This window comes from Williamwhitmania taraxaci, assembly GCF_900096565.1.
GTDB classification, from domain to species: domain Bacteria; phylum Bacteroidota; class Bacteroidia; order Bacteroidales; family Williamwhitmaniaceae; genus Williamwhitmania; species Williamwhitmania taraxaci.
The window spans coordinates 84,975-107,243 of the sequence record NZ_FMYP01000002.1 but is presented as its reverse complement, the minus strand read 5'-3'; the positions used below and the strand labels follow the sequence as shown (position 1 = coordinate 107,243).

General features: G+C 40.1%; 23 protein-coding genes and 1 tRNA gene. 19 read left to right on the top strand and 5 right to left on the bottom strand.

Going from position 1 to position 22,269, the window contains the following annotated elements; all coding sequences use genetic code 11:
* Positions 1 to 40 precede the first annotated feature (40 nt).
* On the bottom strand, positions 41 to 2,065 hold the full coding sequence (locus BLS65_RS01210; protein WP_092434512.1) for a TonB-dependent receptor plug domain-containing protein: 2,025 nt from the start codon (positions 2,063 to 2,065) through the stop codon (positions 41 to 43).
* Positions 2,066 to 2,221: 156 nt separating this feature from the next.
* Here BLS65_RS01210 and BLS65_RS01205 point away from each other — a divergent pair, with 156 nt between their 5' ends.
* The 11 genes from BLS65_RS01205 (at position 2,222) to pyrI (ending at position 12,176) form a co-directional block, all read left to right on the top strand.
* Complete coding sequence (locus BLS65_RS01205; RefSeq protein ID WP_092434510.1) at positions 2,222 to 2,791, top strand: RNA polymerase sigma factor; 570 nt, start codon at positions 2,222 to 2,224, stop codon at positions 2,789 to 2,791.
* A gap of 11 nt (positions 2,792 to 2,802) precedes the next feature.
* The gene (locus BLS65_RS01200; RefSeq protein ID WP_092434507.1) at positions 2,803 to 3,324 is read left to right on the top strand and encodes a hypothetical protein; all 522 of its coding nucleotides are present in this window, start codon (positions 2,803 to 2,805) and stop codon (positions 3,322 to 3,324) included.
* A 4-nt stretch (positions 3,325 to 3,328) separates the two neighbouring features.
* Positions 3,329 to 4,420, top strand: a complete 1,092-nt coding sequence (locus BLS65_RS01195) for a DUF4097 family beta strand repeat-containing protein (protein ID WP_092434504.1) — start codon at positions 3,329 to 3,331, stop codon at positions 4,418 to 4,420.
* A gap of 260 nt (positions 4,421 to 4,680) precedes the next feature.
* A tRNA-Ser gene (locus BLS65_RS01190) sits at positions 4,681 to 4,768 on the top strand.
* 249 nt (positions 4,769 to 5,017) lie between these two features.
* Positions 5,018 to 7,309, top strand: a complete 2,292-nt coding sequence (locus tag BLS65_RS01185; RefSeq protein ID WP_092434502.1) for a hybrid sensor histidine kinase/response regulator — start codon at positions 5,018 to 5,020, stop codon at positions 7,307 to 7,309.
* 23 nt (positions 7,310 to 7,332) lie between these two features.
* Positions 7,333 to 8,175 carry a deoxyribonuclease IV gene (gene nfo / locus BLS65_RS01180; RefSeq protein ID WP_092434499.1) on the top strand — a complete coding sequence of 281 codons (843 nt, stop codon included), beginning with the start codon at positions 7,333 to 7,335 and terminating at the stop codon, positions 8,173 to 8,175.
* Positions 8,176 to 8,196: 21 nt separating this feature from the next.
* Positions 8,197 to 9,159 (top strand): isoaspartyl peptidase/L-asparaginase family protein, encoded by a 963-nt coding sequence (locus BLS65_RS01175; RefSeq protein WP_092434496.1) that lies wholly within the window; start codon positions 8,197 to 8,199, stop codon positions 9,157 to 9,159.
* Between the two features lie 108 nt (positions 9,160 to 9,267).
* Positions 9,268 to 10,146 carry a hypothetical protein gene (locus BLS65_RS01170; RefSeq protein WP_092434493.1) on the top strand — a complete coding sequence of 293 codons (879 nt, stop codon included), beginning with the start codon at positions 9,268 to 9,270 and terminating at the stop codon, positions 10,144 to 10,146.
* A gap of 2 nt (positions 10,147 to 10,148) precedes the next feature.
* Complete coding sequence (locus BLS65_RS01165; protein WP_092434489.1) at positions 10,149 to 10,754, top strand: IMPACT family protein; 606 nt, start codon at positions 10,149 to 10,151, stop codon at positions 10,752 to 10,754.
* Between the two features lie 23 nt (positions 10,755 to 10,777).
* Positions 10,778 to 11,689: an aspartate carbamoyltransferase gene (gene pyrB / locus BLS65_RS01160; protein ID WP_092434486.1), complete on the top strand. Its 912-nt coding sequence runs from the start codon at positions 10,778 to 10,780 to the stop codon at positions 11,687 to 11,689.
* Between the two features lie 28 nt (positions 11,690 to 11,717).
* Entirely contained in the window at positions 11,718 to 12,176 is a 459-nt protein-coding gene (pyrI, locus tag BLS65_RS01155) for an aspartate carbamoyltransferase regulatory subunit (protein WP_092434483.1), read from the top strand.
* A gap of 89 nt (positions 12,177 to 12,265) precedes the next feature.
* On the opposite strand, the gene BLS65_RS01150 is transcribed toward pyrI, so the two are convergent.
* Entirely contained in the window at positions 12,266 to 12,760 is a 495-nt protein-coding gene (locus tag BLS65_RS01150) for a DUF4293 domain-containing protein (RefSeq protein WP_170829959.1), read from the bottom strand.
* A 150-nt stretch (positions 12,761 to 12,910) separates the two neighbouring features.
* On the opposite strand from BLS65_RS01150, the gene BLS65_RS01145 reads away from it, so the two are divergent.
* A complete protein-coding gene (locus BLS65_RS01145; protein ID WP_092434478.1) occupies positions 12,911 to 13,786 on the top strand; it encodes a nucleoside phosphorylase in 876 nt (291 codons plus the stop codon).
* A gap of 29 nt (positions 13,787 to 13,815) precedes the next feature.
* On the top strand, positions 13,816 to 14,670 hold the full coding sequence (locus BLS65_RS01140; RefSeq protein WP_170829958.1) for a transglutaminase-like domain-containing protein: 855 nt from the start codon (positions 13,816 to 13,818) through the stop codon (positions 14,668 to 14,670).
* Here the strand turns inward: BLS65_RS01140 and BLS65_RS01135 are convergent.
* Positions 14,667 to 14,873, bottom strand: coding sequence for a (2Fe-2S)-binding protein (locus BLS65_RS01135; RefSeq protein ID WP_092434472.1), 207 nt, complete (start codon positions 14,871 to 14,873; stop codon positions 14,667 to 14,669). The genes BLS65_RS01140 and BLS65_RS01135 overlap by 4 nt on opposite strands.
* A 134-nt stretch (positions 14,874 to 15,007) precedes the next feature.
* On the opposite strand from BLS65_RS01135, the gene rpsF reads away from it, so the two are divergent.
* From rpsF to rplI, 3 genes are read left to right on the top strand one after another with little or no spacing between them, the layout of a single operon-like run.
* Positions 15,008 to 15,358, top strand: a complete 351-nt coding sequence (rpsF, locus tag BLS65_RS01130) for a 30S ribosomal protein S6 (protein ID WP_092434470.1) — start codon at positions 15,008 to 15,010, stop codon at positions 15,356 to 15,358.
* A 3-nt stretch (positions 15,359 to 15,361) separates the two neighbouring features.
* Positions 15,362 to 15,631 (top strand): 30S ribosomal protein S18, encoded by a 270-nt coding sequence (rpsR, locus tag BLS65_RS01125; protein WP_092434467.1) that lies wholly within the window; start codon positions 15,362 to 15,364, stop codon positions 15,629 to 15,631.
* A gap of 19 nt (positions 15,632 to 15,650) precedes the next feature.
* Positions 15,651 to 16,097 carry a 50S ribosomal protein L9 gene (gene rplI, locus BLS65_RS01120; RefSeq protein WP_092434464.1) on the top strand — a complete coding sequence of 149 codons (447 nt, stop codon included), beginning with the start codon at positions 15,651 to 15,653 and terminating at the stop codon, positions 16,095 to 16,097.
* A gap of 63 nt (positions 16,098 to 16,160) precedes the next feature.
* On the opposite strand, the gene BLS65_RS01115 is transcribed toward rplI, so the two are convergent.
* On the bottom strand, positions 16,161 to 16,538 hold the full coding sequence (locus BLS65_RS01115; protein WP_092434459.1) for a RidA family protein: 378 nt from the start codon (positions 16,536 to 16,538) through the stop codon (positions 16,161 to 16,163).
* Positions 16,539 to 16,616: 78 nt separating this feature from the next.
* Between BLS65_RS01115 and BLS65_RS01110 the strand changes: the two genes are divergently transcribed.
* Complete coding sequence (locus BLS65_RS01110) at positions 16,617 to 17,183, top strand: anthranilate synthase component II (RefSeq protein WP_092434456.1); 567 nt, start codon at positions 16,617 to 16,619, stop codon at positions 17,181 to 17,183.
* 52 nt (positions 17,184 to 17,235) lie between these two features.
* On the opposite strand, the gene BLS65_RS01105 is transcribed toward BLS65_RS01110, so the two are convergent.
* On the bottom strand, positions 17,236 to 19,815 hold the full coding sequence (locus tag BLS65_RS01105) for a putative LPS assembly protein LptD (protein ID WP_125869719.1): 2,580 nt from the start codon (positions 19,813 to 19,815) through the stop codon (positions 17,236 to 17,238).
* Positions 19,816 to 19,938: 123 nt separating this feature from the next.
* Here BLS65_RS01105 and BLS65_RS01100 point away from each other — a divergent pair, with 123 nt between their 5' ends.
* The gene (locus BLS65_RS01100) at positions 19,939 to 21,069 is read left to right on the top strand and encodes an N-acetylmuramoyl-L-alanine amidase family protein (protein ID WP_092434534.1); all 1,131 of its coding nucleotides are present in this window, start codon (positions 19,939 to 19,941) and stop codon (positions 21,067 to 21,069) included.
* A gap of 84 nt (positions 21,070 to 21,153) precedes the next feature.
* Positions 21,154 to 22,119, top strand: a complete 966-nt coding sequence (locus tag BLS65_RS01095) for an MlaD family protein (protein ID WP_170829957.1) — start codon at positions 21,154 to 21,156, stop codon at positions 22,117 to 22,119.
* The last annotated feature ends 150 nt before the right edge of the window (positions 22,120 to 22,269 follow it).

Below are 22,269 nucleotides of genomic sequence, written 5' to 3'. Positions count from 1 at the left end.
CCAAGAAAACTCGGGGGCGCTTTTATTTATAGAGAAACCTTTATATGTCAAATTTAAACCCACCTTTAAACCATCGGCCGGGCTGATCGATATTGCCAATATCGGCATAATCTTTATCGAAAACATTGGCAACCTCTCCAAAAATCATCAAGTGTTTGAATGTTTTAAACACCCGAATATCGCAAAGAGTAAAAGGGCTGTAGGAGACTTCTTGGTTTGCTGCCGTTGTAAATGAACCAGCCCTATCCTGATAAGTAGCCTTAACAGTGAACCCAATACCCTTATAAAGTGTCGAGGTCAGATTCATGGCCAACTTTTGCTTCAAATAATCGAGGGAATAGGCGGAGATCAAACCACCCGACTCCTTTTCATTCCTATAATAAGAGTAGGTGACTTGTAACTTTGAGGAGTTGTTGGCTTGCAGAAACAATTCACCAAACGAATACGCCCCTCCTACCTCAATCCCATTGGTGGTAACGTTGGTGAGATTTCGTGTTTTATATTTGGCGTCGGCGGGATCTTTAACCCAATCAATGATATCACTTCCCTCTCGCCTAATGAGCGATAACTGCAATATACTATTTTTAAACGACGATTTTATTCCTACTTCATAGCTAAGTGCATGTTCGGGTTTCAGATCCGGATTGCCTACATTGGTAGGCCCATTATAGTAAAGGTCGGTAAAAGTGGGTAATCGTAAACTCTGATTTATAGAGCCAAAAACACGCGTAGTATTTAAAACTGCGTAACTAGCATCTATTCCAAAGGATTTATCCCAGCCAAAATCAGAATTCCAAAGCGCCATTGCTCCTGCCGAAACCACAAATCCCTGAAAATAGAATGTCTGCTCCAGATTGAAATTAACGTTATGTCGTGCTTTTTGTCGATTGAAGAATCCATTAGATTCACCAGGAACATCAAGCGTATCAGCGAATAGAATACCCAGAACGTTGCTATAAATATGCTCATAGCGATACTCTGCGCCAATGGAGGTCCGACTGTACTCGGTGTTGTAGTTGCCGTGCAATTTCCCTCCTATTACATCAGTAAGGTGATAGTTGTGGTTTTTATACCAGGAGGCAGGATTATCACGAAAAAGTTCGAATCGATCCTGATGACGGCGCCAATACGCCTGTGTATTAATCGTAAAATCCCAAATAGTTTTCACTTGGCTTATCGAAGAAAAGAACGATTTGGTTCTTTCATACTGATTCGGATATTTGGGCGTATAGAAACTTGCAGCACCAAATCCCTTGTCCGAAAATCCTGCTTGCAGCGAGGTGGTACCTAGCAAAGAAAAAAGCTGGCCATGATAGAACAAACTCCGGGAATTGAAATCGGTATTTGGCGAATACCCGTCGGAGCGAGCATGCGATACAGAAATAAAACTTCTGAAATTATTTTTAGCCCAAGCGGCTGAACCGAATCCATTTAAATACCCATATCCACCTGCAGTAACGCCAACTTTGGCACCGCTGTTTTTTTGCTCGCCCGTAACAATATTTATGGCTCCGGTAAAGGCATTTGGTCCGTAAACCCTAGTTCCTGGACCTTGAAGAATCTCAATCCGATCAACACTTTCAAGATCAAGCGGAAGGTTTAGGTTATGGTGCCCTGTTTGAGGATCAGTAATATTGACACCATTGAGTAGAACAAGCACCTGATCGAAAGTTCCTCCCCTAAGGCTAACATCAGCCTGAACGCCAAGTGCCCCCCTCGACCGAACATCTGCGCCGAGCACCTGCTCAAGCAAGTCTTGGACAGAATGAACTGGTGCGTTGCCTATTTCGTCCCTACTAATGGAAATTACAATCCGGGAGAGTTCCGAATAAACATTTTTCGTTGCTACTGCATTTATCACCACTTCGTTCATGTCCACATTTTTACTGACGGTTAACGAATCGGTAGATGCGAAAGTAAATACAGGCAATGCAACCAGCGTATAGGTAACCGGAATCATCCCAATTTTCACTACACTTCGAAGACTATCCATAATAGCCCATCCCTTATTCGACCATTTGTGAAATACGGCTAGAGAACTTTTTCTAAACATTTTTTTGTTCATTACACTAAGATTAAGTTAAAAACGCGTCAAAAATAGCCTAATTTTATTTGCTAAAATGGTCTCCTGCCGCACAGCACGTTAATGAAAACAAAGAAGTGCTCAAAAATCGTTTAATTCGCATGCAGCGTAAGTGTCACACTAACGTATTTAAGTCGTATGATGGAAAGCAACGATCAACAATACAACTTGCATCAGCATCTGATTGACCGGTGTCGTCGGGGCGACACAAAAGCATTGGAGGAGATTTACAAACTATACTCCAAGGCGATGTATAACATTAGCTTACGAATAGTTCGGGAGCCAGCCGATGCCGAAGATGCAATGCAGGATGCTTTTATTAAAGCTTTTCAAAAACTAGAAACGTTCATTGACAATTCAAGTTTTAGTGCATGGCTTAAGCGAATCGTCATCAACACATCACTAGATATTCTAAGGAAAAAAAGCCGGGTACCGCTTTTATCCGAGGAAGTGCTCACCAATCAGGTTGCCGATGATCCGCGCCAAGAGGCTGAGAATTGGGCTGAAGTTGAGGTAACCTATGGAAGGATAAAGGAAGCAATCGAAAATCTCCCCGAAGGATATCGATTAGTTGTCAACCTTTACCTTATCGAAGGTCTTGACCATGGAGAAATTGGAGAACTACTCGGCATTTCCGATTCAACCTCCCGATCGCAGTTGACCAGAGCCAAGAAACGGTTACAAGAAGTATTACAGAAGAGACAATAACATAGAAGGACATGGACAGCATTGACAAAATCATTAATCAGAATCGGCATTTGTTGGATAACACCGATCCGCCAAGAGGTCACTTTGATCGGTTTCAGGCTAAACTAAAGGGCCAAACCATATTGATTCCAACAAATCACAATTCGTGGATTTACGCAGCAGCAACAGTAGCAATATTGATTTCAATAAGTTTCTGGGGTGTATCAGTATTTAAAAGCCCCTTGATACAGCAACAGTTTACAGCATCCTACAGTGAAATACACGATGTTGAGCGTTACTATCAAGGCCAACTCGATAATAAGATGCAAGCATTCCAGAAGATATACGCCGGAGATAAAAATATTGAGGGAGATGTCAAGGTGGAAATTCAAGAAATGGAAACCACGCGGAAATCCTTAATATACAATTATCAGGTTAATCCAGGTAACGAAAGAATTTTAAACGAGATTGTAAATAACTATCGCCTGCAGATTGAGATGCTTAATGCGGTAATCAGTATGCAGACGAATTCGGAAAACGATTTAAAACTGTAAAGCAATGAAAGCAAACTTTAGTAAACTCGGATACTTCATACTTCTTACGGTAATAGCGCTCTCGGCAAGTACCACATCGTTTGGAAAACCGAACGAGAAGTATACAAAGACAGTTAGCAAATCATTTGCAGCAACTCCACAAACCTATCTGCGCTTGGAAAACAAGTTTGGAACGGTTGCCATAACAAATTGGGATAAACCCGAGATTAGTATAGAGGTAAGCATAGAGGTACAAACCAACTCCAAGCAAGAAGCAGAAACAACCTTAAATGGTATCACCATTCGGTTGAACCAACAACAAGACACCATCATAGCTACAACTATCTTCGACGAAAAATCAGATAAGATAAAAGGAATCTTCAATCTGGGTCAGAATTCAAAGGAGTTTAGCGTTAACTACACCATTAAGCTTCCTAAAGAGACGAACATCATTGTTTCTCAAAAATTTGGGGATGTTAATGTTGATGAAATCACCGGATACGCCGCAATTAATGTAAAGTATGGCAATATTCGTATAAGAAGCCTTTCGCGCGGAAATGTGCAACCCTTAAATAACATTGTGCTCGGTTACGCCGAAGGAAATATTGAGCATTTAGGTTGGTGCTCCATTGATCTTAAGTTCTCTAAACTTAACATAAATAATGGAAAAGCCGCCGTATTGGTTAGCAAACATTCCAATGTTGAGGTCGAAAACATATCAAGTTTAGTAGTTAAGGGGAAATTTGACACCTACCGAATTGGTAATATCAAGAACCTAGTAGCAGAGAGTTCTTATACCGAATTTAAAGTAAAGACTCTCTCTGGAAAGTTGGCAGTCGAAGGAAAATTTGGCGGAATTCGCATTGATCAACTCGCAAACACGTTCGAGGAAGTTCGCATCGACCTCGAACATGCAGGAGTTCGATTGGGAATTGCGCCCGATATATCTTACAAGATTGATGCTACCTCAAACTTTGGAAGCATTAACATATCAGACGATAGCAAGTTAAGCAAAGTGACGAAAAACACCAGTAGCCACACATACGGTAACGTTGGAAATAATCCAAAAGGAACCATCAACATTGTAACTAAGTTTGGCGATATTGATATAGAATAAATTAAGAAATGAATAACGAAAAAGGAGGCAGTCGCCTCCTTTTTCATCTATACTAGTTAATAATTACTTTTGATATCAACCAGAAATGCAGTGAATGAGAGTCAACCTCAGCGAATGAGCCGCATTCGTTATCTTATAAGAGCAGATTAACCAACAGACATTCAGACTGAAAACAATTAGAGTTTCGACAAATCAGTAGAAACGTCAATAAACGCTTGCATGAGGAGCATTTTTTAATACCTTTGCAGCCGCAAAACAAAGGAGAGGTGGCCGAGTGGTCGATGGCGCACGCCTGGAAAGTGTGTAAGCTTCAAAAGGGCTTCGCGGGTTCGAATCCCGCCCTCTCCGCAAAATAAAATCCCGATAAATCGTAAGATTTATCGGGATTTTTGTTTAAACCCACGTAAGATTGTCTCAAAAAAATCACTAAAAGTTCATTTGAACCATCTTGCAATCATGGCAGACCTTCATCAATGCAACAACATTTGTAAATGCTAGATAAAACTAATGCCAATAGGAATACCCATTCTTGGATTATTCTGTGAATTGTTATAAATTGGCTTCAAATGTTTGATAATATTTCCAACAAATAGCTGCATGGATCTAGCCACCTTTCAAAACAAAAAAATACTAATTGTAGACGATAGCCATGTGGAGGTAGAATTCATTGCAAGCATCCTAAATGAAGTTGGATGCCTAACTGCATTTGCCTGCGATGGAACGTCTGCCCTAAAACGACTAAAAACCCATCGCTTCGATTTAGTTTTACTAGATATCGTGTTGCCCGATATGGACGGCTTTGCAGTCTTAGAAAAAATGCAGCAGGATACAGAGTTAAAGGAGATTCCAACCATCTTTCTTACAAGCATTTCTGATAAAGAACAAGTAGTTTTTGGCTTAAAAAAGGGAGCAGTAGACTACATAGCCAAACCATTCCACCCGGAAGAGTTAATTAGGCGAATAAGCATACACCTCCGCCTTAAAACGACTACCGAAACGCTAAAAGGAGAGCTGGCTCTGAAAGATCAGATTGAAACGGCACTATTCCAGAGCGAACAGCTATTTAAAAACTACTTTAAAAATTCGCCATTTATACAACTAGTAAGCAAACTTGAGGACGGTACCATTTTAGATGTGAACGAAGTGTTTCTTAAGACGACCGGGTATTCTATTGAAGAGGCAATTGGTAAAAAAGCCACTGAAATAATCTGGAAAGAAACGCAACGAAAACAAATTGTGGAGGAGATTCTACAGAAAGGATTCATCTCAAACAAAGAGGTGAAATTCACTATAAAAAATGGAGAAGAGAGAATCGCTATTATTTCGATGAACAAGTACATAAGTGGTAACGAAATACTACTTATGACTTCAGGGGTAGATATTACAGAATGGAGAAAACTAGAACAAAAGGTAAAAGATAAAGAACAAACGCTAAGGCAAATTGCCTTAAATATTCCATTACCATTTGTTACTACCGATAAGGAGGGCGAAATAATCTTTTCGAACGAGCAATTCAACAAACTGTTTGGTTACAACAACACAGAGATAAAGTCAATTTACGATTGGTTTTTACAATCATGCCCCGATCCAGAGTATTGCGAAACAACGTATCTCCGGTTGAAAGAGATAATTACAGCTTATGATCCCAATAGCCCAATTCCAACAACAAAGCAAGAGTATAGTATCAAAGCAAAAGATGGTTCAATCCATACGGTTGAACTATACTTGACCAAAGACGAAGAACACGTTTATACCATTTTCAAGGACATAACAGAGGACAAGCAATCCATTCTCCAAATTAAAAAACTATCAGAAGCCATTTACCAAAGCCCTTCCGCCATAGTAATAACCGATCAAAAAGGTATCATCGAATTTGTGAACCCTAAATTTAGTGAGATATCGGGTTTCTCAGCAGTTGAAGCAATGGGGCAAAACCCTCGTCTTTTAAGTTCAGGGAAGACTTCCCTAGAATTTTACAATGAGATGTGGACAACCATTTTGTCGGGAAATACATGGCGCAACGAAATATTGAACAAGAAAAAGAGTGGAGAACTATACTGGGAAGATGTAATTATTTCGCCCGTTTTAAATGAAAACAATAGTATAGTTAACTTTATTGCCATTAAAAACGATATAACTGAGAAGAAAGAGGCCTTGGATGCATTAAAAAACTCAGAGTTAGCACTTAAGGAGGCAAATGCAACAAAAGATAAGTTTTTTTCCATTATAGCACACGATCTTCGAAATCCCATTGGCACCATTAGTAGTTTTGCCGAATTGCTAGTCTCCAATTATGCAACTATGGAGGAAGCAAGAAGAGAAGCAATTCTTGCGCAGATATGCAGCAGCTCCAAGGCGACATTTAATCTACTCGAGAATCTCCTGAATTGGGCAAAATCACAGGTTGGGCAACTCATCGTTAACCGCGATTATTTTTTAGTGTATAACGCTCTGATCGAAGCATTAGAGCCTCTTGCCGACCAAGCAAAAAACAAAGAGATATCCATTTCCACCAAACTCGATAAGGAAATAAAGGCTTATGGCGACAATGATTTGTTTACCACCGTTGTTCGAAACCTTGTTTCCAATGCAATAAAATTTACACCCGTTGGAGGCAAAATAAAAATCGATGTGGTTACCAATGAAGCATATGTTGAGGTATCTGTTGCCGACAACGGGGTTGGTCTGGATCCCCAGAAACTCAATAGCCTCTTTAAGTTGGGAGAGAGTATAACCACCAAAGGAACTGAAAACGAGAAAGGATCCGGAATGGGTCTGTTAATTGTCAAGGAATTTGTCGAGAAGAATGGGGGCGAAATATGGGTAGAGAGCTATCTCAACAATGGATCTACGTTTACTTTCTCTATTCCTCAAGCGCCCATTTTATAACAACTGAAAACCTATAACAGATCATGAAATATATTGGTGCACATGTTAGTGCTGCAGGCGGCGTAGAAAACGCGCCAAAAAATGCTATGGAAATTGGAGCAAAAGCCTTTGCTCTTTTTACAAAGAATCAGCGGCAGTGGAAGGCTGCTCCATTAACACCTGATTCCATAAAAAAATTTAAGGAAGCATGCCAGGCAAATGGTTTTCTGCCGCAGCACATACTACCACATGATAGCTACCTTATAAACCTTGGTCATCCCGATAAGGAGGCGTTGGAGAAATCGCGAGATGCATTCATTGATGAGATGCAACGCTGTGAGCAACTAGGGTTAGATAGACTCAACTTTCATCCCGGAAGCCATCTTAACCAAGTAGATTTGGAAACCTGCATAAAAACTATAGCCGAATCAATAAACATAGCCCTCGACAAAACCAAGGGTGTAATTGCCGTTATTGAAAATACGGCAGGGCAAGGCACCAATGTTGGACACCGATTTGAAGAACTAAAAACTATAATCAATTTAGTAGACGATAAGACGATGGTTGGAGTGTGTATTGATACATGCCATGCATTTACAGCAGGCTACGACCTGCGAACAAAAGAGGAATTTGATGTCACATTTAGCCAGTTCAATAACGTTGTTGGGTTTTCATACTTAAAAGGGATGCACATAAACGACTCCAAAAAAGAGTTGGCCACAAGAGTCGATAGGCACGAAAGCATTGGCAAAGGGTATATTGGCTTTAGCCTATTCGAAACCCTAATGAACGATCCTCGTTTCGACAACATTCCCCTTATCCTTGAAACTCCAGATGATACCATTTGGAAAGAGGAAATTGCGTTGCTTTACGCTATGCAGAAGTAGGAATCATAAAAACCTAAAACAATGAAAAAGGTATACCTTTTGGCATTCGCATTACTAATAGCATCAGCACTTAATGCACAAGAAAAATGGGGAATTGCAATTCACGGTGGGGCTGGGAATATTACTCCTAAAAACCTATCGGGTCCCGATTCTTTAAAGTATAAATCGGCACTCGATTCGGCATTAAGCATAGGTTCTTCCATATTGAAAAACGGAGGTAATTGCGAAGATGCCGTAACAAAAGTAATTTGCTATTTGGAGGATAACCCGCTTTTTAACGCAGGCAAGGGTTCTGTATTTACCTCGGAAGGCAAAAATGAGCTCGATGCTTGCATAATGAAAGGGGAAACGCTTGAATCAGGAGCAGTTGCCGGAGTTGGAGATATAAAAAACCCAATTTTGGCTGCACGAGCAGTAATGGAAAAATCTAGTTCAGTTTTACTTACTGGCATTGGCGCATCCCGTTTTGCGCGTACGGCTGGTCTTGAAATGGTTGATTCCAGCTACTTCTTTACAAAAAAAAGTTGGGAAAGTCTTCAAAAAGCAAAAACAGCTGAAATCAAAGAAAAGCATGGAACAGTAGGCTGTGTTGCCCTAGATATTCATGGCAACCTTGCTGCGGCTACATCAACAGGAGGAATGACCAATAAGCGCCCCGGCCGAATAGGTGACTCACCCATTGTTGGTGCTGGCACTTATGCCGATAACCGAAGTTGCGCCATTTCCTGCACTGGTCATGGAGAATTCTTTATCAGATACACCGTTGCGCGAAGTGTTGCAGCGCTGGTCGAATACCGTGCAATGGACTTAGATGAGGCTGTAAGGCAAATTCTCTGGGAAACGCTAGATCCTGTTGGCGGTAAGGGCGGAATAATTGCCATCGACCGGAATGGGAACATGGTGATGGATTTCAATACACCGGGAATGTTTCGGGGGTATCAATCCTTCAATGGAAAAAAAATCATTGAACTATTTAAGCCATAAAAGATGTAAATGACTAATAGTATGAAACATAATAAATATTTTCAAAAATATATTTTCAAATATTTGGCTCAGAACAGATTTTCTATAACTTTGTGAAAACAATCAGTAATGGTTTTACTGCTACTCAGCATACTATCATCTACAGCAATTTTTGTAGTTTTTAAGCTTTCCGAAAGGCTTAGAGTAAGAGTTCTCCCCATTATCACCATCAACTATACCGTAGCTACATTGCTCGGTTTTTTTTTGGCCAACAAGAAAGAGTTCGCACACAATCCACTATATAGCAATTGGTTGTTAATAGGGATAATCATTGGTGTTTTTTACATTATAATGTTTTTCCTTTTAGCCCGAAGCACTAAGACAGCGGGCATTACTCCCACTACCATTGCCGCTAAGATGTCGGTAATTTTCCCCATCGCCCTTTCAATTGCCATTGAACCCAACGATACGCTAACCCCGATAAAACTATCGGGATTTTTTTTGGCCATTTTTGCGCTAGTTTTAGCAACCTATCGATCGGATAAGAATTCTGGTAAAGAACAAAAACTATGGTTGCCCATTCTAATATTCTTTGGTATGGGGCTCACCGATTCACTCGTAAAGTATGCGCAATCGGTTTATATAACCGACGATTTAAATGCACTCTTTGCCGCCACAGTATTTGCCACCTCAGCAATCATTGGATACACCGTTATCCTATTTAAACCCGAGGATAGAATCAAGCTATTGCAGCCACGAACCATTTTGGTTGGAGCCATCCTTGGAGTGGCAAACTTTGGTTCAGCCTATTTCTTTATTGCAATGCTGAACCACTCCACGCGCTTTCATTTTCTGGATAACTCAACGCTAATAGGCACCAATAATGTTGGGATCGTTCTCGTATCGACCCTCATTGGATTGTTTGTTTTTAATGAAAAATATAGCTGGATTAATAAAGTAGGAATAGCCATATCAATTTTGGCTATCTACACATTAACCATGAACTAAAAATGGCCGAGGATTTATATAAAACCATTTCAAAACCTGCGGAGAGCAACTTCCGCGATCATGCCAGTAAGTTTATTGGTTACCTCTACCCTATTCGAAACGAAGAGGAGGTAAAGCAGATACTTCTGGTATTAAAAAAGCAACACTACGATGCCACACACCACTGCTATGCCTATCGACTAGGTTCGAAAGGCGAAGCTTTCAGGGCCAACGACGATGGAGAACCTTCAGGTACAGCAGGCAAACCAATTCTTAACCAACTACTCTCGGCGCAAATCACCAATGTTTTGGCAGTTGTAGTGCGCTATTTTGGAGGGACAAAACTGGGTGTTCCAGGACTAATAAACGCATATAAGGAAGCCACCAAAGAGGCAATTGGAGCAGCAACGATCATCGAAGAAACCGTAAATGAACGCATGGAGGTTAAGTTCGAATATGCTGCAATGAATGAGGTTATGCGAGTGGTTAAAGATCTAAATTTAACCATTGTGAATCAGGAGATGAACTTGACCTGTATGATGGTTCTGGAAATCAGGCAAAGCCTCTACGCTACGCTAGAGGAGAAGTTATCGAATAAAGAGAGAATAAGTATCAAGAAACTCAAGTAGTTTTTTACCTAAATAATTACACCATGAAAAGTAAGAGCCTTGTTTCGATCACAGACTTCAGTAAAGAAGAATACATCAAAATTCTCAATCTTACCGAAGAATTTGAAAAAAACCCTAAGCAGAAGTTACTCGATGGCTACGTTGTTGCCACCCTTTTCTATGAACCATCTACCCGAACTCGCTTGAGCTTCGAGAGCGCAGTAAACAAGTTAGGTGGTCGTGTGATTGGATTTTCTGAGGCAGGAACCTCTAGCGTTTCCAAGGGTGAAACTATCAAGGATACGATTATGACCGTAGCCAACTATTCCGATCTCATCATCATGCGCAATCCAATCGAAGGAAGCGCTCGCTACGCAAGCGAAGTTTCAAGCGTTCCCATCATAAACGCTGGCGATGGAGCCAACCAGCATCCTACCCAAACCCTACTCGATCTGTATTCCATTCGAAAGACACAGGGTACCTTAGATAATCTAAATATAGTAATGGTGGGCGATCTAAAATACGGAAGAACGGTTCACTCCCTACTAATGGCACTTTCGCACTTCAACCCAACATTTACCTTTATTGCTCCAGCTGAACTTCGGATTCCCTTGGAATACAAAATGTTTCTAGAGAATAAAGGGATAAAATATGCTGAGGAAACTGATCTCCCGGAGAATATAAAGAAGGCCGATATTGTCTACATGACGCGTGTGCAAAAAGAAAGATTCTCCGATCCTATGGAATATGAAAAGGTAAAAAATTCATACATCCTTCGCAATAAAATGCTCGAGGGCACTAAGGAAAACATGAAAGTGCTGCATCCGCTCCCACGTGTAAACGAGATTAATGAGGACGTGGATACCAATCCAAAGGCCTATTACTTTACCCAAGCCCTAAACGGAGTTTATACCAGAATGGCCATTATGTGCTATATACTTGGAATTAAGAAATAGAGTAATTTACCTTTTAAACCAAATCGTCATGAAAATACAAAAACAACTCAGCGTTAGCGCTATTGAAAACGGAACAGCAATCGATCATATACCTGCCGATAGCCTTTTTAACGTAATAAACATACTTGGACTCGATCACTACACAAACCAAATTACCTTTGGAACTAACCTTGAAAGCAAACTCCTTGGACGCAAGGCAATTATTAAGATTGCGGACAAATATTTTGAAGATGCCGATATCAATAAGATATCGCTAGTTGCACCCACCGCAAAACTCAACATCATAAAGGATTATGAAGTAGTGGAGAAAAAAGAGGTACAACTTCCCGAGACCATCGAAGGAATCATTAGATGTGTAAACCCAAAATGCATTACCAATAACGATAAAGTGAAGCCAAAATACTCCGTAGAGTCGAAAACAAAAGTTTCTTTACGGTGCCTTTACTGCGAAAAAATAACCGACCAAGAACACTTCGAATTCTTGTAATCGACCAGTTTGCATAAAGAAAAAGCTCCCAATGGGAGCTTTTTTTATTTTCAAATCAGTTGGGAAAATAGAAAAAATCAGTTGCATTTCTAACGTAATCGATCCATTGATCGAACCATAGCCTCATCGGATGCAATACGGCGTAAAGCCATGAAAGTAAGCAACGCAGCAACTAAGGGAAAAACATCCACATAGCTGAACTTGCTAGCCACGGCAATTGCAGTAGGGGAATTTTGGGCAGCGTTCTCAAAAGCGTTCTTAACCTGAAGTACGAAGTAGGCCAACAACCCAACTAAGCCAATAAGGGCAACAAAATTAAATATACAGAGTCGAATCTGAATCATCCTTCGCTTATACAAAAAGATTGTTCCAACAGAGATAAATGTAGTAAGTGCAGTTAATAACAACAAGGGCCAAGTCCTAATAGAAATGCTTTCGGCGCTATTGCTATGGGTGGAAAAGCCCATTATTCCAAAGGAAAATTCTTGTCCTCCAACAAAAAACGTAGCCAAGGGAGAAAAGAACCAAAATAGAAGAAGAATTGTTGCCCCAGCAAGGTAAAGCGTTTGGATTCTCTGTATCATTTTTCTGTTTTTTTTTACAAATGTAATACAAACCATCGAAACACATTAACCAAACGCTTACACTTTCCCAATATTCATTACAATTTTTTTTATTTTTGAAAATAATGCGATGGTTTTACTATATTTACTGCTTGTTTTAAACCCAAAAATATGAGAGTAATAGAACCATCAGAATTGATTATCAACAAAGATGGAAGTGTATTCCACCTTCACATGCATCCAGAAGATCTTGCTAAAGATGTAATTCTTGTAGGCGATCCAGGACGTGTTGAGCTTGTGGCTAGCTACTTCGAAAAAATTGAGTGTACCAGAAGCAATAGAGAATTCGTCTCAACTACCGGTTATTATAAAGGAAAACGAATCACTGTTCTTTCTACTGGAATTGGAACCGACAACATCGACATCGTAGTAAATGAACTCGATGCCCTGGCCAACATCTCGCTAACCGAGAGAACCGTAAAGAAAGAACACACCAGCTTAAACCTTATCCGCATTGGCACTTCCGGCGCTCTTCAAGGCGATATTCCGGTAGGCTCTTTTGTACTGTCCCAAATGTCCATTGGATTTGATGGCTTGCTAAACTTCTATGCCAACCGCGACAAGGTTTCCGATTTAGAAATGGAGAAAGCATTCACCGATTTCACTTCATGGAACCCGCAGTGCCCTAGCCCATATTTTGTGGCCGCATCGCCAATTCTTTGCGAAAAGATGAAAGCATTCACCATTTCAGGAATTACAATCTCTGCACCTGGTTTTTACGGGCCTCAAGGAAGAGTTCTTCGCCTTCCTCTTGCTGATGGAGAACTCAACGAAAAAATTGAGAGTTTCTCATACAAGGGCCGCAAAATAACCAACTTTGAGATGGAAAGTTCAGCAATTGCAGGCTTATCTCTGCTTTTAGGCCATCAGGCGGTTACAATATGTGCAATTATTGCCAATAGAGTAACAAAAACAGCATTTGACGACTACAAGCCTTCAATAACAAAACTTGTTGAAAACGTTTTGGAAAGTATTGTTTCAAAATAGAGATGAACCCCGAGGCGATTAAAGCTTTAATGACACTTCTTGACGATCCTGAGCAAGAAATTTTTGGCCCAGTTGCCAAAAAGATTCTTGCTCAGGGCGAGGAAGTTATTCCATTCCTTGAGCAAACTTGGGATAGTTCCCTTAATCCGCTTGTACAAGACCGTATTGAGAAATTAATTGCCGATATACAGCAGAAAACGACAGAAGAGGGCCTAAATAATTGGTCAAACGCATTAAATCCTAGACTATTCGATGGGGCTTACTGGACTAGCCGACTAGCCTACCCTGAACTGGATGCAAACCACACCCAACAACTATTAGAAAAAATTAAAAAAGATGTTTGGCTAGAGTTAAACCAAAATCTTACAGCACTTGAAAAAGTTAAGGTGCTAAACTACGTATTATTCGAGGTACATGGTTTTACCAACCACTCCACCAATGTATTCACTCTACCCAGTTCGTTTGTTCACCAAGTGCTCGAAACCCGAAAAGGAAATCCCTACTCATTAGCCGTAATCTATGCAGGAATTGCACAAATGCTCGAACTCCCTATTTATGGAGTAAATCTACCTCGAAATTTTCTTCTAGCGTATAAAGATCCTGTTTACTCACTTATTTCCGATGCACCGAGCAAAAGCAAAGTACTTTTCTACATCAACCCATACAATAAAGGAGCAGTGCTTAGCTATAAAGAGATAGATTACTACCTTGAGCAGCAGAATATGGAAAAAAAGGAGGAATACTATCTCCCCTGCACGAACAAACAAACCATTACACGGCTTATCGAGCATATTATTGCCTCATACCAGAAAATTGGAAATAGTGAAAAGCTGAATGGGATGTTGCGCCTGATCAATATTCTCAATTCTAATTCAATTGATTAGAATGGCAAGCGTAGCTGTGTATTCTTATCCGAACGCTTATCAACCTCCCTTTTCAGAATTTCGAGAACAACTGGTTTGCACCGACCACACCCAGTTGATGCCTTTGTAACCACTTGCACATCAACTATCGATTCCAGCATTTGCTTCCGTATGGCTTTTACCAACTCGGATTTAGATACTTCATAGCATGAACAAATCTTCATTCCTGTTTTTTTTTTTCAAAACTAGATAAATAATTTAGCCATTCCCAAACAAAAAGGGGAAACTTACTTGCCAATTAGAATAATAACAACTACTTTTGCACGCTGTTATTTAATCATTTAATCGCTAAATAGCTATGTTAAACCAGTATGAAACCGTTTTCATTGCCACTCCAGTGCTTTCCGAAGCGCAATTTAAGGAGTTGGTGAACAAATTCCGCGGTGTTATCACCGAGAACGGTGGGGAATTAGTGCATGAGGAGGACTGGGGTCTCCGAAAGTTAGCTTACCCTATCCAAAAGAAATCAACCGGGTTTTACCACCTGATTGAGTTCAAAGCTCCTGGTGAGCTCATTAATACACTAGAAACTCAGTATCGTCGCGACGAGCGTATTATCCGTTTTCTTACGTTTAGAATGGATAAGTATGCAGTGGAGTACAGTATTAAGAAACGTGCGAACAAACAGGAAAAAAAGTTGGAGGAATAAGCCATGAGTACGAACAGTTCAGAAATCAGATATCTTACCCCCCCCACGGTAGAAGTTAAGAAGAAGAAGTATTGCCGTTTTAAGAAAAACAAGATTAAGTACGTTGACTACAAAGATCCTGAATTTCTTAAGAAATTTCTAAACGAGCAAGGAAGAATTCTTCCTCGTCGCCTTACAGGAACCTCTCTGAAATACCAACGTAAGGTTGCTCAGTCGGTGAAAAGGGCTCGTCACTTGGCGATACTGCCATTCGTAACCGATTTGTTGAAATAATAAAATTGGAGGAACTACCATGGAAGTAATATTAAAGCAAGATGTGCTCAACCTAGGGCAGAAGGACGATATTATTAAGGTTAAGGATGGTTATGCTAATAACTTTCTTATTCCTCAAGGATACGCTTCTTTCGCTTCTGTTTCTGCAAAGAAAGTGCACGCTGAGAACCTTCGCCAAAGAGCTCACAAGGAAGAGAAAATTAAGAATGATGCACTCGTAGTTGCTAAAACAATCGAAGGCATTAGTTTAAAAATCTCAACCAAGACTAGCACCACTGGCAAAATTTATGGTTCGATCAACACTCTTCAAATTGCTGAAGCTCTTGAAGAAAAAGGAATTACAATTGATCGTAAGCAAATTATGCTTCCAGTTGACCAAATCAAGGAAATTGGAACATATACTGCAACCATCAAACTTCACAGAGAAGTTAAAATCGAAATCCAAATTGAAGTTATCACAGAATAATTTCAAATGGTTAAATACTAAAAAAGCTGCCCTCGGGCAGCTTTTTTTATTTTAGAGTGCTCTCTACTTCACTGCAATTGTCTCAATTTCGACAAGAACACCAAGAGGAAGACGTACTACTCCATATGCAGCCCTTGCTGGCATTTCCTTTTTATAAATAGTGCCATATACTTCATTCATTGGGGTAAAATTATCCATATCGCTAAGCAATACCGTTGACTTCACCACATCGTCGAAACTGTAACCTGCCGCAGCTAGAATAGCCCCAATGTTCCTAAATACTTGCTCCGTTTGTTCCTTTATTCCACCATCAACTACTTTTCCAGTTTTTGGATCAATCGGAATTTGACCCGAAATGTATAGAGTTCCATTAGCATCCACCGCTTGGCTATAAGGGCCAATGGCCTTGGGAGCACCATCTGTATTAATAATTCGTTTCATAGGTTTATTGATTAGTTTATACTTTATCCGTTAACTATATTTGCTGCAAAATTAACGAAAACTATCCACCTTGCATCAATGAAGATTGTAATTATTGACTGCTTTGACTCATTTACCTATAACCTGCACCACTACCTCGAAGAAATTGTTGACGAGGTAATTACCCTACCCTATTCCCATATTGATAGCAACAGCATTGCTGAGTTTGATCGGATTGTTTTTTCCCCGGGACCAGGCCATATTTACGAATACCCTAAAATCACGGAACTATTAGATCGATTTAAGACCTCCAAACCCATTCTTGGTGTATGTTTAGGCCATCAGATTATTGGAGCATATTTTGGGGCTTCATTAGTCAACTTAGAAACGGTTGTGCATGGTGTTAGCCGACCAACGATTCAAACCATGCCAAATGACTCCCTGTTTCATGGTTTGTCTAACAGTTTCGAAAGTGCTCGATACCATTCGTGGGCAATTCCTTACCCATTGATCTCTGACGATCTATTTGCCACAGCTGTTGACAACGGCCTTGTAATGGCAATAAAGCACAAAGTGTATAACATCAGAGGCGTTCAATTCCATCCAGAATCGATACTAACCCCACAAGGCAAAACAATAATCAGCAATTGGGTAAAACTTTGCTAGAAAACAAAAACGCCCAGAATAGGGCGTTTTTGTGTATACTCTCGACCGAAGACTAAAAGCGTTGATCGATGTTATCGCTCCAGGTCTTTCGCTTATCGTACTTTAAATCCCTAAGCATACCCGATTTTACATTGATTCGGAAGCTATAGCTCTGCCGAGGCCCCATAGGAATCCAATTGAATGACATTTCCCAACAGTGAAGATCTCGATTGATACCCATATTGGTATAGGTAAGCTGGTTGGTTTTAAAATCCCATCCCGAAGAGAAACTCAACTTCCACTTCGGGGTTAGGCTAAGTCCTCCTGAAAAGTTTACAGTCTGATTTATAGTAGACTGAAATTGTGGTTTGGAGTAATTCAAGTTATAATTAAGGCTAATATTCCACGGAACATCAAAATCAGTATAGGCCGATTGTAGCTGGCCATATTGATTATTGTTTTCGCCATACTGTTGCTGAAATGACTCAATTACGGGAGGTACTCCTACCTGACCCTGATTTTGGCCGCTACCTTTCCCCGTTTTACTCTGAAAGGCGAGGCTAAATGATGTGGTGAAATTGGTCAATCGGCCGAGAGACCTGTTCTTTCGATATTGCCATTGATCAATCACGGCACCTTTTTCTGTCAAGGCATAGGGATTAATCAGCCCTCCAAAGTTCAGGGCAAACTCCTTTGTAAGAGATATACGTCCCGAGAAGTTAATGGGAGCCAATTTCATGGAATCAGCCAAAAGGTTATAGGACGATGAAAACCTTAAATTATCAAATATCTTTATCTTTCGCGTCTTCTGGGTTGAATCCTTATCGCTTTTAATCTTCATCTCAAGAATATTATCAAGCGAAAAGCCGATAGCTCCAGATCTATTCGCCGAAGGACCGCCTAATATTCCATTCTGAAAGATAGAATACGTTTGAATTTTCCCCGTTGAATCTTGGACCTGCCCATAGTATCCCCACCCTGGAGTAGAAAAGTCTGGCTTATAGGAGAATGAAACGGATGGCGTCATTAAATGACGAATAGCCTGTACTTTCGATTTTGAGGCAAACATAAACGTTCCATAGATCTTAGTTGACATCCCGGCAGAATAGCTGTATTCCATACCCCTCTTGAAACCAGGAACGGTATCAACTTCGATCAATTTGCTAGTTTCATTATAGGACTTCCGTATAGTCTCGGTATACCAATAATCGGCCATTGAAAGACTAGGCGTAATTGTAAGATACTTTAGCAAAGAAAACGAAGTAGAAACTGGCACTCTATGAACCATTCCATTTTTCATATTTTGCTCCCAATTACCTTTAAAAAGCATCTCCTCCTTGGTTGTATACTGGTTTTGAAGGTTTGTGCTATAGGACACCCCAATCTTCTGGAAAACATTTGGTTTTCCAGCAAAATTCTTTGAACGAAACGGATAAATAGATGCCATATTAAAGGTAACTGTAGGAAAAGAAATAGTTACAGACTCGTCTCTTGTATTCTGGCTATGACTAGCGTTAACCGTCAAACTGAAAGGAGTTCCCACAAAAACTCGTTGATATGCTATACTGGAACTAATTGTGTTATTTAAATAAGCAGATGGATTATAGCTGGCGTAGGTATTATACTTTGAAGTGGTAAAGTTTACGCTGGCATTAAAGCTTGAGTTTGGCTTAAACTTAGCATCCTGAGTATGTGTCCAACGTATGCTATATGTTCCGGTGCTCATGTAATCGGAATCGCCTTTGCTTCCAACAACAAGTTTAACACCAGAGAGGTCGAATGAACCCGAGTATTTATAGCGAATCTTATATGCCGACCTCGCATTCAAATCCCATCCGCCAAAAGAGTAAATACTACCAGTAAGGGCCAGGTCAAAAAATTCGCTCATGCCAAAATAGTATCCACCCTGTTGCAGAAAAAAACCACGGTTATTCTCTTCACCATAGCGTGGGATTAAAATTCCAGAGTGTCGGCCCTTTCTATTGGGGAAAAAACCAAACGGAATTCCAATGGGCATAGGCACGTCTTCAATAACTAAGTAGGCAGGACCAGTAATAATTTGCTTATTTGGAATTATTTTAGCCTTAGTAAGAGCAATGTAGAAGTGAGGATGCTCCGCATCGCAGGTAGTATACTTGCCACCAATAACGTTTACGGTATTATCGGGCATTTTTTTTGTCATCTCACTATGCAGAAAGCCCTCCCCTTGCTTACTAATTACACCATAAATTTTTGCCTTTTTGGAATCAAAATTGTACCGAATGGAATCCATGTTGAACGATTCACTCCCCTCCTTGAAAACAGGTTTTCCAACGATTTTTCCTGTACTGTCGGGTAAACCGTAAGCAAATGCCTCTTTGGTCTCCATATTAAACTCAATGCGAGAGGCCGATAACTCAAGATTCTGATAATTCACCTTAGCGTCTCCGTAAAGAAAGACCTTTTTATTATCAAGAGAGTAGAGAATTGAATCTACAGCCGTAGACTTAACCGGATCTTCAATAAGGGGTTTACTCTTTTGAGTGAGGGTATCCTTGGCGGTACTGTCAACAGTAGAAAGGTTACTGTTGAGTTTTTCTTGAGCATAAACTCTTGCTTGCAGGCTATAAATTATGCAAAAGCCAACAATTATGTAGCAAAAAAGCCTTTTCAATCGAAAATCGTTTATTAATGAAGGAACGATAAAAATATTCGTGCTATTTTTGTGTAGCATTTAGAAATGCCAAATGAAGGTTCAAAACTAGCTAAAAAATACAATTCAACCGCAGAATATAGAATGGTATCCCTTAAAAAAAGTTATAAAGTCAAAACTTACTGGCTGCTTGTAGCTGGATTAATGCTCTTCTTGAACGGAAACGGCCAAGACTATGTATCGAACTATCGATTAAGCAAGGTAGTTATAGACGCTGGTCATGGTGGTCATGATCCAGGAGCTACAAGCAAAAATCTACAAGAAAAAAATGTCACCCTAGCAGTGGCACTCAAGCTCGGCAAGCTCATTGAAACGAATTGCCCTGATGTTGAGGTCATTTACACTCGTCAAACGGACATCTTTGTTCCGCTTGACGAACGGACGCAAATAGCAAATAAGGCAGAAGCAGACCTATTCATTTCCATTCACGTAAACGCAAATCCCAGTTCGAAACCTACGGGAGCAGAAACCTATATTATGGGACTAAGTAAGTCTGTCAGTAACCTTGATGTGGCTATGCGCGAAAATGCGGTAATCACCTATGAGAAAGACTATACTTCAAAATATGAAGGATATGATCCGAACTCGGCTGAATCGTTTATTATTTTTTCGCTGATGCAAAATGCATACTTGGATCAGAGTTCCGATTTTGCAGCCTTAATTCAGAAAACCTTCTCCGATAATGCCCAGCGCAAGGATAGAGGAGTAAGACAAGCTGGATTCTTGGTACTCTGGAAAACCTCTATGCCCTCAGTTCTGATAGAACTTGGCTTTTTATCCAATCCTGAAGAGGAAAAATTCCTCCGCTCCGATGAAGGCCATAATGTGTTGGCGTCGGCCATTTTTAATGCATTCAAAAGTTATAGAGTTCAAAAAGAGCAAACTAGCCGTTTTGTTACGAAACAGCAAAATGCAGAAGAGGCAAAACCGGAAACTGCAATCATTCCCGACAGCTGTTTGCGGTTCCAAATTCAAATCTTCGCCACCTCTCGGCTGCTGAAACCAAATGCTGCCGACTTTAAAACATATAACAATGTATCCATCCTAAAGGCAGGAAACGTATATAAATACACGGTAGGAAACAAAAGCACTTACAAGGAGATCCTTTCGTTGATAGTTGAAGTGAAAAAACAATTCCCCAACTCCTTCGTAATTGCAGTTAAGAATGGGAATCAAATCCCTCTTGATATTGCCATTAAGCAGGCTACGAACTAATGCGCTCACACCTGAATGTATATCACCACTGAAAAGGGCAAATACACGAATCAAAGCATCAAAGTTAAACTAACAAGAAAACCAATGAAGATTGCTAAAGAGATTAAAATAGGCCTATTTGCCGTGGTAATGATAGGAGCCCTCGTTTGGGGACTAAACTTCCTAAAGGGGCGTCAATTATTTCAAAGCGCGCGAGTCTACTATGGCGTTTATCAACGAATTGATGGTTTACAAGAAACTGCACCAGTATTTCTTAATGGGTATCGCGTGGGTACTGTGGAAAAGATTAGTTTGCGCGACCAACAACCAACGTCACTACTTGTCCAGTTCTCCCTCGATAAAGAGGTAAACCTCCCGGTAGAAACAATAGCCCAGATTTACAGTTCCGATTTAATGGGTTCCAAAGCAATTAGGCTTGTTCCCTCATTGCTACCAAATATCTTGCACCCAGGCGATACCCTTATCACCTCAATCGAAGGAGACTTAAAAGAGCAGGTAAGCCTACAAGTGCTTCCCCTCAAGAAAAAAGCAGAAGACCTTATGGCCGATATGCAAGAGGCCATTGAGATGATCAAGCTTATTTTCAACGAAAAATCAAGGAAAAATCTCGAAATGAGTATTTCCAACATAAAACTAACTATGGATAACCTGGAGAGTGCCACCGGTACCATCGATACGATCCTTCGCAATCAACAGGGAAAAGTAGAACGGATAATTATTAACGCTGAAAGTATAAGCAGTAACCTTAAGAACAAAAATGCCCAACTCTCAAACATAATAAACAACTTCTCCGCAATCTCTGATACTCTTGCAAAAACAAGCTTTTCCAGCACAATTACAGAGACAAATAATGCACTCAGGAGTTTCAATGGGGTAATCTCGAAAATATCGAATGGAGAGGGCTCGCTAGGCCTCCTTATAAAAAATGATAGCCTCTACAATAACCTCGATAGCGCAGCAAAACACCTAGATTTACTCTTAAAAGACATCAATAAGAATCCAAAGAGATACGTTAATTTCTCTGTTTTTGGCAAAAAAGACAGTAAATAAAAATTAAAATAATAGGCCCTAATTAATTCTTAATTCCCACTTGAGCCAGAAGCAATCAAAGAATTAATTAACAAGTTATTAACAAACATATACTAATCAAAGCACTGTTTATCAGTGTTTTAATTTTTAGTCAAAAACAAAAAAAATAAC

What these genes read in the sequence shown, in the direction of transcription:
- BLS65_RS01210 (WP_092434512.1), bottom strand. Translation starts at nt 2,065, where the DNA reads ATGAACAAAAAAATGTTTAGAAAAAGTTCTCTAGCCGTATTTCACAAA.
- BLS65_RS01205 (WP_092434510.1), top strand. Translation starts at nt 2,222, where the DNA reads ATGATGGAAAGCAACGATCAACAATACAACTTGCATCAGCATCTGATT.
- BLS65_RS01200 (WP_092434507.1), top strand. Translation starts at nt 2,803, where the DNA reads ATGGACAGCATTGACAAAATCATTAATCAGAATCGGCATTTGTTGGAT.
- BLS65_RS01195 (WP_092434504.1), top strand. Translation starts at nt 3,329, where the DNA reads ATGAAAGCAAACTTTAGTAAACTCGGATACTTCATACTTCTTACGGTA.
- BLS65_RS01185 (WP_092434502.1), top strand. Translation starts at nt 5,018, where the DNA reads ATGGATCTAGCCACCTTTCAAAACAAAAAAATACTAATTGTAGACGAT.
- nfo (WP_092434499.1), top strand. Translation starts at nt 7,333, where the DNA reads ATGAAATATATTGGTGCACATGTTAGTGCTGCAGGCGGCGTAGAAAAC.
- BLS65_RS01175 (WP_092434496.1), top strand. Translation starts at nt 8,197, where the DNA reads ATGAAAAAGGTATACCTTTTGGCATTCGCATTACTAATAGCATCAGCA.
- BLS65_RS01170 (WP_092434493.1), top strand. Translation starts at nt 9,268, where the DNA reads ATGGTTTTACTGCTACTCAGCATACTATCATCTACAGCAATTTTTGTA.
- BLS65_RS01165 (WP_092434489.1), top strand. Translation starts at nt 10,149, where the DNA reads ATGGCCGAGGATTTATATAAAACCATTTCAAAACCTGCGGAGAGCAAC.
- pyrB (WP_092434486.1), top strand. Translation starts at nt 10,778, where the DNA reads ATGAAAAGTAAGAGCCTTGTTTCGATCACAGACTTCAGTAAAGAAGAA.
- pyrI (WP_092434483.1), top strand. Translation starts at nt 11,718, where the DNA reads ATGAAAATACAAAAACAACTCAGCGTTAGCGCTATTGAAAACGGAACA.
- BLS65_RS01150 (WP_170829959.1), bottom strand. Translation starts at nt 12,760, where the DNA reads ATGATACAGAGAATCCAAACGCTTTACCTTGCTGGGGCAACAATTCTT.
- BLS65_RS01145 (WP_092434478.1), top strand. Translation starts at nt 12,911, where the DNA reads ATGAGAGTAATAGAACCATCAGAATTGATTATCAACAAAGATGGAAGT.
- BLS65_RS01140 (WP_170829958.1), top strand. Translation starts at nt 13,816, where the DNA reads ATGACACTTCTTGACGATCCTGAGCAAGAAATTTTTGGCCCAGTTGCC.
- BLS65_RS01135 (WP_092434472.1), bottom strand. Translation starts at nt 14,873, where the DNA reads ATGAAGATTTGTTCATGCTATGAAGTATCTAAATCCGAGTTGGTAAAA.
- rpsF (WP_092434470.1), top strand. Translation starts at nt 15,008, where the DNA reads ATGTTAAACCAGTATGAAACCGTTTTCATTGCCACTCCAGTGCTTTCC.
- rpsR (WP_092434467.1), top strand. Translation starts at nt 15,362, where the DNA reads ATGAGTACGAACAGTTCAGAAATCAGATATCTTACCCCCCCCACGGTA.
- rplI (WP_092434464.1), top strand. Translation starts at nt 15,651, where the DNA reads ATGGAAGTAATATTAAAGCAAGATGTGCTCAACCTAGGGCAGAAGGAC.
- BLS65_RS01115 (WP_092434459.1), bottom strand. Translation starts at nt 16,538, where the DNA reads ATGAAACGAATTATTAATACAGATGGTGCTCCCAAGGCCATTGGCCCT.
- BLS65_RS01110 (WP_092434456.1), top strand. Translation starts at nt 16,617, where the DNA reads ATGAAGATTGTAATTATTGACTGCTTTGACTCATTTACCTATAACCTG.
- BLS65_RS01100 (WP_092434534.1), top strand. Translation starts at nt 19,939, where the DNA reads ATGGTATCCCTTAAAAAAAGTTATAAAGTCAAAACTTACTGGCTGCTT.
- BLS65_RS01095 (WP_170829957.1), top strand. Translation starts at nt 21,154, where the DNA reads ATGAAGATTGCTAAAGAGATTAAAATAGGCCTATTTGCCGTGGTAATG.